The 15,175-nt window shown below is 63.1% G+C and carries 18 protein-coding genes and 2 tRNA genes; 14 read left to right on the top strand and 6 right to left on the bottom strand.

Annotation, left to right across the window (positions count from 1 at the left end; all coding sequences use genetic code 11):
* Position 1: 1 nt before the first annotated feature.
* The 6 genes from ACQUQO_RS00980 to ACQUQO_RS00955 form a co-directional block, all read right to left on the bottom strand.
* On the bottom strand, positions 2–1,027 hold the full coding sequence (locus tag ACQUQO_RS00980) for a tyrosine--tRNA ligase (protein WP_435076065.1): 1,026 nt from the start codon (positions 1,025–1,027) through the stop codon (positions 2–4).
* 76 nt (positions 1,028–1,103) lie between these two features.
* Positions 1,104–2,165: an ABC transporter permease gene (locus ACQUQO_RS00975; RefSeq protein ID WP_435076064.1), complete on the bottom strand. Its 1,062-nt coding sequence runs from the start codon at positions 2,163–2,165 to the stop codon at positions 1,104–1,106.
* Positions 2,162–3,292 (bottom strand): ABC transporter permease, encoded by a 1,131-nt coding sequence (locus ACQUQO_RS00970; protein ID WP_435076063.1) that lies wholly within the window; start codon positions 3,290–3,292, stop codon positions 2,162–2,164. The genes ACQUQO_RS00975 and ACQUQO_RS00970 overlap by 4 nt, the downstream gene beginning before the upstream one ends.
* A complete protein-coding gene (locus ACQUQO_RS00965) occupies positions 3,289–4,884 on the bottom strand; it encodes an ABC transporter ATP-binding protein (RefSeq protein ID WP_435076062.1) in 1,596 nt (531 codons plus the stop codon). The genes ACQUQO_RS00970 and ACQUQO_RS00965 overlap by 4 nt, the downstream gene beginning before the upstream one ends.
* 54 nt (positions 4,885–4,938) lie before the next feature.
* Positions 4,939–6,168 carry a BMP family lipoprotein gene (locus ACQUQO_RS00960; protein ID WP_435076061.1) on the bottom strand — a complete coding sequence of 410 codons (1,230 nt, stop codon included), beginning with the start codon at positions 6,166–6,168 and terminating at the stop codon, positions 4,939–4,941.
* Positions 6,169–6,401: 233 nt separating this feature from the next.
* Positions 6,402–7,421, bottom strand: a complete 1,020-nt coding sequence (locus ACQUQO_RS00955) for an Mrp/NBP35 family ATP-binding protein (RefSeq protein WP_435076060.1) — start codon at positions 7,419–7,421, stop codon at positions 6,402–6,404.
* 174 nt (positions 7,422–7,595) lie between these two features.
* Here ACQUQO_RS00955 and ACQUQO_RS00950 point away from each other — a divergent pair, with 174 nt between their 5' ends.
* The 14 genes from ACQUQO_RS00950 (at position 7,596) to rpsB (ending at position 15,162) form a co-directional block, all read left to right on the top strand.
* A complete protein-coding gene (locus tag ACQUQO_RS00950; RefSeq protein ID WP_435076059.1) occupies positions 7,596–8,990 on the top strand; it encodes a restriction endonuclease subunit S in 1,395 nt (464 codons plus the stop codon).
* A 132-nt stretch (positions 8,991–9,122) separates the two neighbouring features.
* A tRNA-Ser gene (locus ACQUQO_RS00945) sits at positions 9,123–9,207 on the top strand.
* Positions 9,208–9,220: 13 nt separating this feature from the next.
* Complete coding sequence (locus ACQUQO_RS00940) at positions 9,221–9,739, top strand: 30S ribosomal protein S13 (protein ID WP_435076058.1); 519 nt, start codon at positions 9,221–9,223, stop codon at positions 9,737–9,739.
* Between the two features lies 1 nt (position 9,740).
* Positions 9,741–10,268, top strand: coding sequence for a 30S ribosomal protein S4 (locus tag ACQUQO_RS00935; protein ID WP_435076057.1), 528 nt, complete (start codon positions 9,741–9,743; stop codon positions 10,266–10,268).
* Positions 10,265–10,660 (top strand): 30S ribosomal protein S11, encoded by a 396-nt coding sequence (locus ACQUQO_RS00930; protein ID WP_007742328.1) that lies wholly within the window; start codon positions 10,265–10,267, stop codon positions 10,658–10,660. Before ACQUQO_RS00935 ends, ACQUQO_RS00930 begins: the two co-directional genes overlap by 4 nt.
* Before the next feature lie 3 nt (positions 10,661–10,663).
* Entirely contained in the window at positions 10,664–11,410 is a 747-nt protein-coding gene (locus ACQUQO_RS00925) for a DNA-directed RNA polymerase subunit D (RefSeq protein WP_435076056.1), read from the top strand.
* Positions 11,411–11,521: 111 nt separating this feature from the next.
* Positions 11,522–11,606 (top strand) — tRNA-Leu (locus ACQUQO_RS00920).
* Positions 11,607–11,624: 18 nt separating this feature from the next.
* On the top strand, positions 11,625–11,975 hold the full coding sequence (locus ACQUQO_RS00915; RefSeq protein ID WP_435076055.1) for a 50S ribosomal protein L18e: 351 nt from the start codon (positions 11,625–11,627) through the stop codon (positions 11,973–11,975).
* Positions 11,972–12,406, top strand: coding sequence for a 50S ribosomal protein L13 (locus ACQUQO_RS00910; RefSeq protein ID WP_435076054.1), 435 nt, complete (start codon positions 11,972–11,974; stop codon positions 12,404–12,406). The genes ACQUQO_RS00915 and ACQUQO_RS00910 overlap by 4 nt, the downstream gene beginning before the upstream one ends.
* A 5-nt stretch (positions 12,407–12,411) precedes the next feature.
* Positions 12,412–12,807, top strand: coding sequence for a 30S ribosomal protein S9 (locus tag ACQUQO_RS00905; protein ID WP_435076053.1), 396 nt, complete (start codon positions 12,412–12,414; stop codon positions 12,805–12,807).
* Positions 12,808–12,840: 33 nt separating this feature from the next.
* Positions 12,841–13,032, top strand: a complete 192-nt coding sequence (locus ACQUQO_RS00900) for a DNA-directed RNA polymerase subunit N (RefSeq protein ID WP_435076052.1) — start codon at positions 12,841–12,843, stop codon at positions 13,030–13,032.
* Between the two features lie 8 nt (positions 13,033–13,040).
* Positions 13,041–13,217, top strand: a complete 177-nt coding sequence (locus tag ACQUQO_RS00895) for a DNA-directed RNA polymerase subunit K (RefSeq protein ID WP_435076207.1) — start codon at positions 13,041–13,043, stop codon at positions 13,215–13,217.
* Positions 13,214–14,413 carry a phosphopyruvate hydratase gene (eno, locus tag ACQUQO_RS00890; RefSeq protein ID WP_435076051.1) on the top strand — a complete coding sequence of 400 codons (1,200 nt, stop codon included), beginning with the start codon at positions 13,214–13,216 and terminating at the stop codon, positions 14,411–14,413. The genes ACQUQO_RS00895 and eno overlap by 4 nt, the downstream gene beginning before the upstream one ends.
* Positions 14,410–15,162 carry a 30S ribosomal protein S2 gene (rpsB, locus tag ACQUQO_RS00885; RefSeq protein ID WP_435076050.1) on the top strand — a complete coding sequence of 251 codons (753 nt, stop codon included), beginning with the start codon at positions 14,410–14,412 and terminating at the stop codon, positions 15,160–15,162. The genes eno and rpsB overlap by 4 nt, the downstream gene beginning before the upstream one ends.
* Positions 15,163–15,175 lie beyond the last annotated feature (13 nt).

Raw genomic sequence — 15,175 nt, 5'->3', positions numbered from 1 at the left:
TTCAGTCGTACTTTTCGGGGTAGGCCTCGGCCAAGAGCTGGACATCGAGACGCTCGCGGATGGGGTCGATGACCGCCGAGATGGACTCGGCGGCAGCGTTTTTCAGGTCTTGGGGGTGAAGTTCCTCGCTCACGAAATCGTCCTCCAGTTCGTCGTAGCTCTCGTATACGAGGTCGCCACCGTACTCGTCGGGCCGCTCGACCACGAAGGACTCGCCGCGTTCGTCGAAAATCGGGAAGACGAGATACTCCAGGTATTCGAGCACGCCGTTGTCCGTGACCTCGCCCTGCGGGCAGTACGCCCCCTGTAACTTCTCGGCCACGGTCTCGGGGTCGTCGGTGAGATTGACCTTCGAAGTCGCATCCGAGGCGCTCATCTTCCCGCCCGCAAGCCCCGAGAGAAGGGGAGCGAACACACATACTGGAGGTTCCTCATCACGCTTTGCGAACAGCTCGCGGCTGAGCATGTAGATGCCGCGCTGGTCGATGCCGCCGTAGGCGATGTCGGCATCGAGCGCGTCGATATCGAGGGTTTGCATCAGCGGATAGATAAGCCCACCGAGTTTGGGGTTCTCGGATTGGCGAACGACCTCGCTGCCGGCGCGCTGGACCCGTGAGACGGTCGTGTCGGCAGCCATCCGCAGCAGGTCGAGCGAATACTCGGAGCTGAGTTCGAAGTCCCTCCCTTGGACGAACGAGATTTCGTCGGGGTCGGCTCCGGCGGCTTCGACCATCCCCTCGATGGCCGCGCGGTAGTAGGTGGTGCGCGCATCGAGCAACTCGAAGGGGCTCTTCTCGTCGTCGAGGTGGGCGTGGAGGTCCGCGATGAGGACCGTGACATCGAGGTCGGCCCGGAGGAAGTCCGCGAGCTTGCGAATCGTCGTGAAGTGGCCGATGTGCATCTCGCCGGTGGGCGCGTAGCCGATGTAGATAGTTGGGTCGTCGTCGAGCAATCCGTCGAGTTCCTCCTCGGTGACGACCTCGGCGGTGTTGCGCGTCACGAGATGGTTGCGCTCGCTGTCGTTCATACCTGTGCTGTCCCATGCGCGTTGTTAAGCGATTCCTTTTTCGGCCCATCTGCGAAAGAGCGCGTCGCCAGATGGCTCACTCCTCGGTGTCGTATGACTCCCCGACGGCGGCAGGGACCCGCGTGTAGCCAATGAGGGTGAGCACCACGAGGACGGCCACATAGGGGAACAGTCCCGTGATGCTGCCGGGCAGGGAGATGCCGATGGTCTGGAGCTGTATCTGGAGCATATCCATCGCCCCGAACAGCAGCGAAGCGAGGAAGGTCCCAATCGGGTTGTAGTTGCCGAACAGGTACGCCACGATGGCGATCCAGCCCCGGCCATCGACGATAGTCGCGCCGGTGCCGGTGAAGCCGCTGCCGATGCCAATCGAGAGGGTCGCGCCGGCCAGCCCCGCCATCGCGCCGGAGAACACGACTGTGGCGTACCGGACCCGGTTGACGTCGACGCCCGCGGTGTCGAGGGCGCTCGGGTTCTCGCCGGCCGCCCGCACCCAGTAGCCGTAGCGGGTGCGGTAGAGCACGACCCACGCCGCGACGGTCAGCAGGACGGTGAGCGGTATCAACGGCGACGAATCGAAGACCAGTCGCCCGAGTACGGGTATCGAGGAGAGTACCGGCACCGTGATGGCGTCGATGTTGGGGAGGCTCGGACTCGAAACCCCACCCCAGATGACCGTCGCGGTGAACGGACCGAAGCCGAGACCGATGAACCAGACCGCGAGTCCCGCGACGATCTGGTTCGCCTCGTACTTTACTGTGAGCACGGCGAACGCCACGGTCAGCAGCGAGCAGACGACGACGGCGGCGAGAAGCCCAACCCAGAGGTCACCCTGTGTGACCGCCCCGCCACCGGCGAGCAGCCACGGAACCGCCGCACCAGTGAGCGCTCCGAATATCATGAATCCCTCCAGCCCGATGTTGAAGACGCCGCTCTTTTCGGCGTACAGACCGCCGATGGCCGCGAGCGCGATGGGCATCGCGGACTGGAGCGCACGCTGGAACGCTCCGACGGTCACCAACTCGTCGCCCGGGAAGTCGAACAGCGTCGCTGCGCCGCCGAGCAGCAACACGACGACGATGATGCCGGTGACACTCACGGTGAGCCGGTTGCGGGCGGCATAGTCGGCGACGCTCATTTCCCATCACTCCCGAGTCCGAGCCGTCGTCCGGCCATCCGAAACAGTTCGGGTGCGGCGACGAACAGCACCACGAGCCCGACCACCCCATCGACCAGCTCCGGTGGCATGTCGAGGGTGAACCCGATGTACTGTCCACCGGCGTCGAGTCCGCCGAAGAGCAGTCCCGCCGGCACGACCCCGAGCGGGTTGTTCGCCGCGAGCAGGCTCACGGCGATGGCGTCGAAACCGAAGCGCGGGAAGGTGTTCGGGTCGCTGTAGTAGCCGAGCACCATGATGGCAAAGAGCGCACCCGTGAGACCGGCGACCATCCCGGAAAACGTCATCGTGGTCACGATGGTCCGCTTCGTGTCGACGCCCGAGTAGGCGGCGACGGATTCCTGATGGCCGGTCGTCACGAGGTCGTAGCCAAAGCGCGTGCGGGTCATGACGACGTACACGCAGAGAACCGTCGCCAGCGCGACGACGAGACCGATTACCGAGAACGTGGCGCTGTCGAATATCACCGAAGGAAGGTCGACGTACGACGGAAACGGCTCGGTGTTCGGTGCCGAGGCACCTTCGGGACGGAGAAATCCATCGACGAGGAAGAAGACGACGCCCGACGCGATGAAGTTGAGCATGATCGTCGTGATGACCTCGTTCGCGCCGGCGTAGGCCTTCATTATCCCGGGGAGCGCCGCGTACGCGCCCCCGGCAACGAGCGCCGCGAGCGTGCCGAGAACGACGAGCGTGACGCCCCCGACCGCTCCCGTCGGCACCATCGGCGCGAGGAACAGAATCGTCAGCGTCGTCGCGAACCCGCCGACGACGAACTGGCCCTGGACGCCGATGTTGAAGACGCCGGCCCGGAAGGCGATGGCGACGGCCACGCCGGCGAGAATGAGCATCGTCGACTGGCGGAGCATGAACGCGACGTTCGAGGTGGTCCCCACCGCACCGTAGACCAGCGCGGAGAGAAACGCCACCGCATCGTAGCCCGTGGCGGCGACGATGACCGCGCCGAGCACCAGCGCCAGCGACGTCGACGCCACCGCGATGGCAAGCCGCTCCAGGACCGACGCCTGTAGCATTCGGTCTGCGGCCCGGTCGAGGGCCGTACGCGCCCGGCCGGTTGCACTGCTCACGACCGCACGCTCCTGTCACGCGTTCGTTCGTCGCCGTCGGTCTCGGTTTCGTCTGGCTCTTCGATTTCCTCGCGCGTGCGCCCGGCCATCATGAGACCGAGCTGTTCCTCGGTGACGTCGGCGGGGTCGACGACATCGACGAACCGTCCTTCGTACATGACCGCGATACGGTCGGCTAGCTGTTGGATTTCGTCGAGTTTCGAGGAGACGAGCAAGATCGCAAGCCCCTCGTCGCGCATCTCCCGCAGGCGCTCGTGGATGAACTCGATGGAGCCGATGTCCACCCCTCTGGTCGGATGCGTGGCCGCGACGAACGCCGGATCGTGACCGAGTTCGCGGCCGACGACGAACTTCTGTTGGTTCCCACCGGAAAGCGACCCCGCCTTCGCGTCGCGGTTTGCGGGTTGGACGTCGTAGGACTCGATGATGTCGTCCGCGTGCTCGCGGACGGCCGTCCAGTCGAGAAGCCCGTTGTGGGCGTACGGTTCGACCGTCTGATTGCCAACGAGGGCGTTGCGCACGAGGTCGTAATCCTGCACCAGCCCCGTCTCCTGGCGGTCTTCCGGGATGTACGCGATGCCCGATTCGATGCGATGGCGGCGACTCGTGTCCGTGATGTCGGCACTATCGAACGTTATCGTCCCGGATTCAGCGCTTCGAAGGCCGGTGAGCGCTTCGACGAGTTCGGACTGGCCGTTCCCCTCGACGCCCGCAATGGCAAATATCTCGCCCTCGCGGACGTCGAAGTCGACACCGCCGACTCGTTCGAGACCACGGTCGTCCGCGACGCGAAGGTCGTCGACGTCGAGGATGGTCTCGCCGGGCGACGTCTCTCGCGCTTCGGTGTCGAATAAGACGTCACGCCCGACCATCATCCGGGCGAGTTCCTCTTGGGACGTCTCCGCTGCATCGACGGTGCCGACGGCTTTGCCATCCCGGAGCACGGTGATGTCGTCGGCGGCCATCGCCTCGTCGAGTTTGTGCGTGATGAAGATGAGCGAGTGGCCCTCGGCAGTGAGTCCGTCCATCACTGCGAAGAGGTTCTCCACCTCTTGGGGAGTAAGCACCGCCGTCGGTTCGTCGAGAATCAACACGTCGGCCCCGCGATAGAGGCTCTTGACGATTTCGACGCGTTGCTGGACGCCGACGCCGAGTTCTTCGATGGGGGTGTCGAGGTACTCGTCGACCTCGAAGCCGTAGGTCGAACAGATGTCCGCGATGGCAGAGCGGGCACTCGTCACGTCCACCAACCCGCCATCGGTCGGTTCGTGGCCGAGAACGATGTTCTGGACGACGGTCATCGTATCGACCAGTTGGAAGTGCTGGTGTATCATCCCGATGCCGGCGTCGATGGCCGCCCGCGGCGAGTCGAAATCCCGACCACTGCCGTCGACGGTGATTCGTCCCTCGTCGGGGTCGTAGAGACCGTAGAGGACGCTCATCAGCGTCGATTTCCCCGCACCGTTCTCGCCGATGAGGGCGTGGACGGTTCCCTTCTCCAGCGTGAAGTCGACCCCATCGTTGGCGACGACATCACCGAAGCGCTTGGTGATGCCATCGAGGCGGACGGCGGGCGTTCGCGTGCTGGTCATGGCGTTCGTGGTTTGGTTCGTGTCATCAGTAGCGAGACGAGTGGGATAAACGGCTCACTGACACCCGGATGCGGTGCACGGGACCGTGACGTCGCCGTTGAGGATGGCCTGTTTGGACTCGTCGAGGTTGTCCTCGACGACGCTCGGGAGTTCCGGGCCGATGGCCTTGCCGAGCACCACCGCGACGGCGTCCTGTTCGAGTCCGAGCACGTTGTTGCCCTGAACGGTGTTCCACTTGTCCTGCACCACGGCTTTCGCCACCTGATACGTCCCTCTGTTGATGTATTTGACTGCCGACCCCATGATGACGTCTTGGTACTTCGAGAGGGTCGTGGACTGGTCGGCGTCGACGCCGATGGCGAAGCGGTTCGCACTCTGTGCGGCCTGGAAGACGCCCTGTCCGGCGGCCGACGCTGCATGATAGACGATGTCCGCGCCGGCGTCGTACTGCGAGCTGGCGATGTTGTTCGCGGTCTGGGTATCGGTGTAGTTGCCGATGTAGCCGACCTTGACGCTGGCGTCCCCGTTGACGTACTTCGCGCCGGCTTTGTACGCGCGCTCGAAGGCGTTGATGAGCGCGCCGTCCTCGCCGCCGACGAAGCCGACGGTCGCCTGCCCGGGACTCGTCGAACTCCCCTTGAACCCGAACTCGCGTGTCGTCATCGTGCCGGCGAGGACGCCCGCCTGATACGACATCTGGTGGTTCGCCCACGCGTAGCCCGCGACGTTCGGCTGCTCGACGTTGTCGTTGATGAGCATCCACTTCTGGTCGGGGTACTGGGTGGCGTTCGTTTCGAGGGCCTGCGTGTGGTTGTAGCTGACGAGAACGATGAGGTCGTAGTCGGGGTTCTGACTCTCCGCGAGCCGCGACTGGACAGTCTTATAGTTCGACTGGTTCGTCTCCTCGACCTGCTGGAGACTGACGTTGAACTCGTCTTTGGCGTTCTGGAGACCCTGCCACGCGAGGTCGTTGAACGCCTGGTCGCCGAAGCCTGCCGGACTCGAAACGATGGCGATGTTCGTGGTATCGCCACCGCCCCCACCGCTTCCGCCCCCACCGCTGCCGCTTCCGTTACCGCCGCCGGAACCGTTGCCGCCACCGCTCCCACCGCTACTGCTTCCACCGCTTCCGTTACCGCCACCGCCGACACACCCGGCGAGAGCCGCCCCACCCAACAGGGCGCTCCCCGACTTCAGAACGCTACGTCTGTCGATGTCGCCCGCCGTCAGTTTCCGTGCGTACGCACGCCTCGACTCCCCGTCCACCCGGTTGTCGTTTGTCATCGTAACTCAAGACATTACTACGTCAAGAGTTAAATGTTTCGGTAGTGAACATCCCGGAACACAACAACTCTAGTGGGGCTATCGTCATGCAGACCCGTCTCCGGCCGACGACGGCCTCATCCGGCGAACGTGGTCGCCATCAGTGGCCGGTCAGCATCGGCTCGAACGGGCGTTCCGAGACGTGTCGGAGACGTCTCATCGGAACGGACGACACCGACGGTCGTGGCCTGAGCTCACTCGCTCAATCGATTCCGGTGGACGATACCGACGTTGTTCGCGGTGGTCTCGGTGAACTCACGGAGCGCGTCGGCGGTGTCGCCCTCGCCGAGGACGAGCGGTGCACCCTCATCGCCCTCCCGCACACGCGGGTCAAGCGGTATCTCGCCGAGGAATGGCATGCTGGCCTCGTCGGCGAACTCACGGCCGCCACCCCGTCCAAAGAGGTCATGTTCGCTGCCACAGTCCGGGCAGACGAACCCGCTCATGTTCTCGACGATACCTAGGACAGGAGTCTCGTGTTTGCCGAACATCTCCAACCCCTTGCGCGCGTCGTCGACGGCGACCTCTTGAGGAGTGGTGACGATGACCGCGCCGGCGATTGGAACACTTTGAAGCAGGGTAAGCTGCGTGTCGCCGGTGCCCGGCGGGAGGTCCACCACCATGTAATCGAGCGCGCCCCACTCCACGTCCTCGAACAGTTGGGTGAGCACCTTGTGGACCATCGGCCCGCGCCAGATGACGGGGTCGTCCTCGCCCACGAGGAAGTCCATGCTCATGAGTTTCATGCCGTACTTTTCGGGCGGGATGAGCTGTTCCTCGGCGGTGGCCTGCGGGCGCTCGTCGCTGCCGACCATCCGCGGGACGTTCGGGCCGTAGATGTCGGCGTCGAACAGACCGACGCGCGCGCCGAGTTGGGAGAGACCGGCCGCGAGGTTCACGGCCACAGTCGATTTGCCGACGCCACCCTTGCCCGAAGCGACGGCGATGACGTTTTTCACGCCCGGTAGCACCTCGTCGTCGCGCTCGATATCGGCGGTGAGTTCGCTTTCGATGCCCTCCTCGCTCAATACCTCGCGCACGCGGGCCGCGATGGCGCTCTCGGTCGGCGAGTAGGGCGCGCCGAGCGCGAGCGAGATGTGGGCGACGCCGTCCTGAATGTCGATGTCGTTGACGAGGTTCGCCGTCACGATGTCCTCGCCGAGGTCCGGGTCTTCGACCTCCGCGAGTAGCGAACGCACGTCGGATTCGTCCATACGGGAGCTATCCTCGGACGAGCGATAAGGATTGTGAACCCAGTAGTCGTCGGGTGTGCTGACGAAAATCCCACAGCCGACATGCCGGTTCCAATCGTTGCCTCGACTGGTATCGTGACCGGGTTCGGTGGGCGAGAGCAGACTTTATGGCCCAGTGCATGGAATCCCCACGGTATGGGTGACGAGGCGACGCTGGACGAGTTTACAACTGAGAGTAACCAAGACACACCAAACAAAGAGCAGGATGCAGTTGGATTGGAACAGGAACAGTTTGGCCCGTTTACTCTATCAGCACCCGGCGATTGGACGGCGAAACGCCTCGGTGATATTAAACGGCTAATCACCAGAGGGAAGCAACCAACATATGACGACAACGGTGTTCCGGTAATCAATCAAGAATGTATCTACTGGGATGGCTGGCACTTCGAGAATCTCCGATATTTGAATGAAGAGGTTGCAGAGGGATGGAAAAACAAATACTTCCCACAATCGGGGGACATAATTCTCAACTCGACAGGACAAGGGACACTTGGACGAGCGCAGGTCTATCCCGATAACGACCGGAGAGCCATAGATTCGCACGTTACACTGCTCCGTACTGACGAAGAACTTAATCCATACTTTCACCGATATTTTTTGGAAAGCCGTCTTGGTCAGGCGCTTCTTTACTCGATGTGCGTGAACGGGTCAACCGGACAAATCGAACTCTCGAAAACCCGTCTTGACCTACTTCCGATTCCATTTCCACCACTCGAAGAACAGCGCAAAATCGCCACCGTACTCTACACTGTTGACCAAGCGATTCAGAAGACCGAGGAAATCGGAAAGCAGACAAAACGAGTGAAGCAAGGTCTGGCTCAGAAACTCATTCATACAGGAATAGAAGATTGCGAAACAAGAAAAACATGGATGGGCGAAATCCCGGTTCATTGGGACGTTCAGGAGTTGTCTGAGATAGTTGAGTTCAGCCAGAATGGAATCTATAAGCAAGAAGACGAATACGATGGAGATTATCCTATCATCAAGATGGGTGATATATTCGGAGGGGTAACCTTAGACCAACCAATCAAGGAAGCTGTCCGTCTTACTGATGAGGAAATAGATAAATACGCAACTAAGGCAGGTGATTTAGTGTTCGCAAGGCACGCGCAGGCGGGATGGGGAGCTGGAGACTGTACTTATGTTCCTGAAATGAAGAAACCTGCCGTTATCGAATCGAATATGGTTCAGGTTCGATTGAACCACGAGGTTAAACCTCTGTTCTATGCACAGTACTTCAATAACGAAATCGGAGTCAAATCTATCAAGCGAATCACGACGACAGGGAACATCAAAAGTATCTCACAGGGCGATTTGATGAATCTCAAAGTCCCTATCCCACCGGAGGAAGAGCAAAAAGAGATTGCGAAGGCACTGACTCTGTTCGATGAACAAGCTAATCATTCAGAGTCCGAAGTGGAACGCCTTCGCCGTTTCAAACAGGGCCTCATGCAGGACCTGCTCTCGGGCGCGGTCCGCACCCACGAGGCGGCCATCCCGGACGAGACACTGCAACCGAAGCAGGCGTGATGGCGTTCGGAGACGGCCGCCTCACGGGCCGTGAAGCGTTTCGTTGTCCTTAAATACCCGCGTCGGGTTAGCGTTCGTACGACGTACTGTAGGGGGCCGACCCCGAGTCCGGCAGGGCGCAACTACGGACGGGTCGTGGTAGCCAAGCTTGGCCCAAGGCGCAGGGTTGCTAACTCTGTGGCGCACAGCCTCCGGGGTTCGAATCCCCGCCACGACGCTCAGGACACATCATGAGTGCAGAAGACCCAGACACAGAGGCCGAGGACGAAGAAGAGGAGGACATCCGCTACTTCGTCCGCATCGGCCAGACCGACCTCGACGGGACGAAGAGCGTCGAGCGTGCGCTGATCGGCATGAACGGCATCGGCCGGCGCACCGCTCGCATCATCGCCGAACAGGCGAACATCGACCGAACCGCGACCCTCGGCCGACTCGACGACGGCGACGTCGAGTCCATCGTCGAGCACGTCCAGGAGTTCGCGTCGGACGTGCCCGAGTGGCTCACCAACCGCCCGAAGGACTACTTCACGGGCGAGGCGAGCCACGAGGTCGGCAACGACCTCTCGCTCACTCGCCAGCAGGACATCAACCGCATGCAGATGATAAGTTCATACAAAGGTGTGCGCCACGAGCGCGGCCAGAAGGTCCGCGGTCAGCGCACCAAATCCACCGGTCGCTCGGAAGGAACCATCGGCGTGAACGTCGAGGCGCTCCAAGAGGAGATGGAAGAGGAGGCGGAGGGCGAATAGAATGGCCCTCGGTTCCAACACGAAAGGCTACGAGACGCCGAACCATCCCTTCCAGGGCGAGCGCATCGCCGAGGAATCCAATCTCGTCGGGCGTTACGGCCTGAAGAACAAGGAGGAACTCTGGCGAGCGCAGTCCGAACTGCGCGGCTTCCGGCGCGAAGCCCGCCGACTGCTCGGTGAAGCACAGGGCGACGCCGACGAAGCCGAACAGGAAGGCGAGGAGTTCCTCGACCGGCTTCGACGGCTCGGCATCCTCAGCGAGACCGACAGCATCGACGACGTGCTGAGTCTCGAAGTCACCGACGTACTCGAACGCCGCCTCCAGACCGTGGTCTACCGGGAAGGGCTGGCGAACACACCGAAACAGGCCCGCCAGTTCGTATCTCATGGTCATATCGTCGTCGGCGACAGCCGAGTGACGGCTCCCTCGCGGAAGGTCGCCACCGTCGAGGAAGGCGACGTTGACTTCGACGAGACGAGCTCGCTCGCGGACGAACTGCATCCCGAGCGCGCGGAGGGCCAGGAATGAGTGCCGAAAACGAGACCGAGGACCGCTGGGCGGTCGCTCACGTCTTTGCCTCCTTCAACAACACCATCATCTCCGTCACGGACCAGACCGGCGCGGAGACGCTCGCCAAATCCAGCGGCGGCACCGTGGTGAAGCAGAACCGTGACGAGGCGTCGCCCTATGCGGCGATGCAGATGGCCGAGACCGTCGCCGAGGAGGTGCTCGCCCAAGGAATCGAGGGTGTGCACGTCAAGCTCCGCGGTCCCGGTGGGAACCTCCAGCAGAGTCCCGGTCCCGGTGCGCAGGCAACCATCCGGGCACTCGCGCGGGCGGGTCTCGAAATCGGGCGCATCGAGGACGTCACACCCATCCCCCACGACGGGACACGCGCGCCCAAATCGAGCGGGTTCTGACCGATGAGCACCGAGTACGACGTCGAGTTCGTCGACCGCGACGAGCGCGAGGCCAGATTCCTCGTGCGGGGCATCACGCCGGCCTTTGCCAACGGCATCCGCCGGGCGATGGTCGCGGACGTGCCCACGCTATCGATAGATACGGTCAGAATGGTCGAGAACTCCTCGGTGATGTTCGACGAGCAGATCGGCCATCGACTGGGAATGGTTCCCTTGAGCGCGCCACCCGAGGAGTTCGAGATGGGCGAGAGCGTCACCCTCGGACTCGACGTATCGGGTCCCGAGACGGCCTACTCGGGCGACCTCCAGAGCACGGACTCGATGGTCGAGCCAGCGGAGGAAAACGTTCCCATCATCGAACTCAAGGACGGTCAGCGCCTCGAAGTCGAGGCCGAGGCCGTCCTCGACACCGGCAAGGCCCACGCCAAACATCAGGGTGGGGTGGCAGTGGGCTATCGCCATCTGCAAACCGTCGAGGTCGTCGGCGACCGCGAAGAGTTCGCCGACGAGGAGCCGAACATCCTCCGCGGAGTCATCGAAGATGACGGCGAGTTGATTCCGACCGAGGAGTTCGACCACGACCTCACCGAGCGCTATCCGGGCAAGGACCTCGACGTGCAGGACGTGCCCAACGCGTTCGTCTTCCACGTCGAAACTGACGGGTCGATGAGCGTCGAGGAGTTGGTGCTCGCGGCGGTCGACTCGCTCGAAACGCGCGCGAACGAACTGGGCGAGGCAGTCCAACTGTGACCCATCGCCCCACGAACCGGTCGCGGTCGCCCACCGAGAGCGGACGACGAGCAGCCGTGACGCCGGCGACCGAAACCGATTTGTGGGGACGGGAAAAAGACGATTTCGCGTGCAGGGATAGCCAAGTCAGGTCAACGGCGCAGCGTTCAGGGCGCTGTCTCGTAGGAGTTCGCAGGTTCGAATCCTGCTCCCTGCATGGTTTCTGGGACAACTTATGAACAAAACGAACCCGAGACTCACGAGTCTCATCACCGAGTTACAGTCGGCCGCCAGCGAGCGGGACAGTCCCGTCTGGCAGACGGTGGCCGACCGCCTCGAAAAGCCCCGGCGCACCCACGCCGAGGTGAACCTCGGGCGGATAGAACGCTATGCGAACGAAGACGAGACGGTCGTCGTTCCCGGCAAAGTCCTCGGGAGCGGCGTGCTCGAAAAGTCCATTACAGTTGCGGCGGTCGACTTCTCCGGCACGGCCGAGACGAAGATCGAACAGGTCGGCGAGTCAGTCAGGCTCGAAGACGCCCTCGAACGCAATCCCGAGGGGTCGAACGTACGGGTGATTCGATGAGCGACGAGTTCGAACCGGACGTCGTCGTGGACGCACGCGACTGTATCCTCGGTCGTGTGGCCAGTCAGGTCGCCGAGCGCGCCCTCGACGGCGAGACGGTCGCGGTCGTCAACGCCGAGGAGGCCATCATCACCGGCAGCGACGAGGACGTGATGGGCGTGTTCGAACAGCGTGCCCAACTCGGTTCGGACAGCGGACCGTACTACCCGAAACGTCCCGACCGCATCATGAAGCGGTCGATTCGGGGCATGCTGCCCTACAAGCGCCCGCGCGGCCGCGAGGCGTTCGAGAGCATCCGTGTCTACGTCGGCGACACCTTCGAGGACGACGCAGAAGTGCTGGAGGGGACGTCGCTGGATAGGCTTTCGAACATCAAGTTCGTCCAGCTCGGCGAGGTCAGCGAGAACCTGGGCGCGAACGTGACGTGGTAAGATATATGGTAACAAACACATCAGGGAAGAAGAAGACAGCCATCGCCCGCGCGACCGTTTCGGACGGTGAAGGTCGCGTGCGCGTGAACGCACAGCCCGTCGAACTCGCAGAGCCGGAACTGGCTCGATTGAAGATGCTCGAACCGTTCCGTATCGCCGACGAGCAGCGCGAGAACGTCGATATTTCAGTCGATGTCCGCGGCGGCGGCACGGTCGGGCAGGCCGACGCGGTGCGGACGGCCATCGCCCGCGGACTCGTCCAGCACGAAAACGACGCCGAACTCCGGGATGCGTACATGGAGTTCGACCGGTCGCTGCTCGTGAACGACGTCCGCCAGTCCGAGTCCAAGAAGTGGGGCGGGCCGGGCGCACGGGCACGCTATCAGAAGTCCTACCGTTAATATGTTCGAGGTGACAACAAGGAGTCCACGACGATGATGGTACCCGTGCGGTGTTTCACGTGTGGCAACGTCGTCAGCGAGCACTGGGAGGCCTTCGAGTCCCGCGTCGATGACGGCGAGGACCCGGGTGCGGTGCTCGACGACCTCGGGGTGGGCCGGCATTGCTGTCGGCGCATGCTCGTCTCGCACACCGACCTCGTGGACATCGTGGCTCCCTATCAGTGATGTCGATGGTGAGCCAACGCTACAACCGATACGAGAAGGCGCGCATCATCGGCGCGCGGGCGCTCCAGATAGCCTACGGCGCACCCGTGTTGGTCCAAACTGAGAGTACCGAACCCATCCTCATCGCGGCCGAGGAGTACGACGCCGACGTGTTGCCCTTCACGGTAAAGCGGGGCGGGCGATGACGCTCGTCACCGAGATTCGCCTGCGCGAGATACTCGATTCGCGCGGGAATCGCACGGTTGAAGCCGAGGTCACGACCGAATCGGGCGGATTCGGCCGGGCGGCGGCTCCGAGCGGCGCGAGCACGGGGGCCCACGAGGCGACCTCGTTGCCCGCCGGCGAGGCCATCGCCAGCGCCCGCGAGCACGCCGTCCCGCGCATCGAGGGGCAGGTCTATGCGGGCGACCAGCGCTCGGTCGACGGCGCGCTGCGCGCCGCCGATGGTACTGATGACTTTTCGGAAATCGGCGCGAACAGTGCAGTAGCCATCTCGATGGCGAGTGCGAAGGCCGCCGCCGACACGCTCGGCGCGCCGCTGTACCAGCATCTCGGTGGAGCCTTCCGCGGCAACGAGCTTCCTGTTCCTCTTGGAAACGTCATCGGCGGCGGCGAGCACGCGAAAGAGGCGACCGACATTCAGGAGTTCCTGTCGGTGCCGGTCGGTGCACCCAGCGTCACGGACGCGGCCTTCGCCAACGCGCAGGTCCACGGCGAAGTTCGGAGCATCCTCGACGAGCGGGGGATTGCTGCCGCGAAGGGCGACGAGGGCGCGTGGGCACCGGCCATCGACGACGAGGAGGCGTTCGAAATCGTCGCCGAAGCCACCGAGCGGGTGGCCGGCGAGGTCGGCTTCGCCATCGGTATGGGTCTCGACGTGGCCGCAGCGGAGCTGTACAACGCCGACGAAGACGTCTATCGGTACGGCGACATCGAGCGCACGCCCGACGAGCAGGTCGAATATATCACCACTCTCGCCGACGAATACGACCTCACCTACGTCGAGGACCCGCTCGACGAGGAGGACTTCGTGGGTTTCGCCGACCTCACCGAACGAATCGACGAGACGCTGGTCTGTGGCGACGACCTGTTCGTGACGAACGTCGAGCGTCTCGACCGCGGCATCGATGAGGGGAGTGCGAGCGCCATCCTGGTGAAGCCGAACCAGATCGGCACGCTGTCCGATGCCGTCGATGCAGTCGAGCGCGCCGTCGAGAACGGTCTCACGCCCGTGATTTCTCATCGCTCTGGCGAGACCGAGGACACGACGATTGCACACCTCGCCGTGGCGACCGCGGCCCCGTTCGTCAAGACGGGCGCGGTCGGCGGCGAGCGAACAGCCAAACTGAACGAACTCATCAGAATCGAGGAAACCGCATGAGCAACAACGAAGAGGGTCTCGACGCGGCCGAAACGGAGATCGAAGAGGAGCCGACCGGCGAGGCCGGCGCGAATCCCGCCGAGGACCCCGACACGGACGTCAGAGACGAACCGAGCGACGACCAAGAGACCGGTCCAACCTTCGACGAGGACGTGATGGCCGACGAGGAGGCCGACCTCCTCATCCCCGTCGAGGACTATCTGGGGGCCGGCGTTCACATCGGCACCCAACAGAAAACGAAGGACATGGAGCGGTTCATCCACCGCGTGCGCACGGACGGGCTGTACGTCCTCGACGTGGGTCGGACCGACGAGCGCATCCGCACGGCCGCAGATTTCCTTGCGAACTACGACGCCGAGAACGTGCTCGTGGCCTCCTCGCGCCAGTATGGGAGGTTCCCCGCCGAGAAGTTCGCCGACGCCATCGGCGCGCGCGCCCGCACCGGACGATTCATCCCGGGCACGCTCACCAACCCCGACTACGACGGCTATATCGAGCCGGACGTACTGGTCGTGACCGACCCCATCGGCGACTCGCAAGCGGTGACGGAGGCCGTCACGGTCGGCATTCCGGTGATCGCGATGTGCGACTCGAACAACTCCGTGAGCAACGTCGACCTCGTCGTGCCGACGAACAACAAAGGTCGGCGAGCGCTGTCGGTCGTCTACTGGCTGCTCGCCAACGAGACCGTCGACCGCACCGGCGGCAAGCCGGGCTATGCGCTTGAGGACTTCGAGGAAGGGATTTGAGGCTACCTCTCTG

This window comes from Halococcus sp. AFM35, assembly GCF_051195015.1.
Lineage (GTDB): Archaea > Halobacteriota > Halobacteria > Halobacteriales > Halococcaceae > Halococcus.
This window is presented reverse-complemented; position numbering and strand designations above follow the sequence as displayed.

Excerpts from the sequence above, each read along its gene's own strand:
- ACQUQO_RS00980 (WP_435076065.1), bottom strand. The coding sequence starts at position 1,027 with ATGAACGACAGCGAGCGCAACCATCTCGTGACGCGCAACACCGCCGAG.
- ACQUQO_RS00975 (WP_435076064.1), bottom strand. The coding sequence starts at position 2,165 with ATGAGCGTCGCCGACTATGCCGCCCGCAACCGGCTCACCGTGAGTGTC.
- ACQUQO_RS00965 (WP_435076062.1), bottom strand. The coding sequence starts at position 4,884 with ATGACCAGCACGCGAACGCCCGCCGTCCGCCTCGATGGCATCACCAAG.
- ACQUQO_RS00960 (WP_435076061.1), bottom strand. The coding sequence starts at position 6,168 with ATGACAAACGACAACCGGGTGGACGGGGAGTCGAGGCGTGCGTACGCA.
- ACQUQO_RS00955 (WP_435076060.1), bottom strand. The coding sequence starts at position 7,421 with ATGGACGAATCCGACGTGCGTTCGCTACTCGCGGAGGTCGAAGACCCG.
- ACQUQO_RS00950 (WP_435076059.1), top strand. The coding sequence starts at position 7,596 with ATGGGTGACGAGGCGACGCTGGACGAGTTTACAACTGAGAGTAACCAA.
- ACQUQO_RS00940 (WP_435076058.1), top strand. The coding sequence starts at position 9,221 with ATGAGTGCAGAAGACCCAGACACAGAGGCCGAGGACGAAGAAGAGGAG.
- ACQUQO_RS00935 (WP_435076057.1), top strand. The coding sequence starts at position 9,741 with ATGGCCCTCGGTTCCAACACGAAAGGCTACGAGACGCCGAACCATCCC.
- ACQUQO_RS00930 (WP_007742328.1), top strand. The coding sequence starts at position 10,265 with ATGAGTGCCGAAAACGAGACCGAGGACCGCTGGGCGGTCGCTCACGTC.
- ACQUQO_RS00925 (WP_435076056.1), top strand. The coding sequence starts at position 10,664 with ATGAGCACCGAGTACGACGTCGAGTTCGTCGACCGCGACGAGCGCGAG.
- ACQUQO_RS00915 (WP_435076055.1), top strand. The coding sequence starts at position 11,625 with ATGAACAAAACGAACCCGAGACTCACGAGTCTCATCACCGAGTTACAG.
- ACQUQO_RS00910 (WP_435076054.1), top strand. The coding sequence starts at position 11,972 with ATGAGCGACGAGTTCGAACCGGACGTCGTCGTGGACGCACGCGACTGT.
- ACQUQO_RS00905 (WP_435076053.1), top strand. The coding sequence starts at position 12,412 with ATGGTAACAAACACATCAGGGAAGAAGAAGACAGCCATCGCCCGCGCG.
- ACQUQO_RS00900 (WP_435076052.1), top strand. The coding sequence starts at position 12,841 with ATGATGGTACCCGTGCGGTGTTTCACGTGTGGCAACGTCGTCAGCGAG.
- eno (WP_435076051.1), top strand. The coding sequence starts at position 13,214 with ATGACGCTCGTCACCGAGATTCGCCTGCGCGAGATACTCGATTCGCGC.
- rpsB (WP_435076050.1), top strand. The coding sequence starts at position 14,410 with ATGAGCAACAACGAAGAGGGTCTCGACGCGGCCGAAACGGAGATCGAA.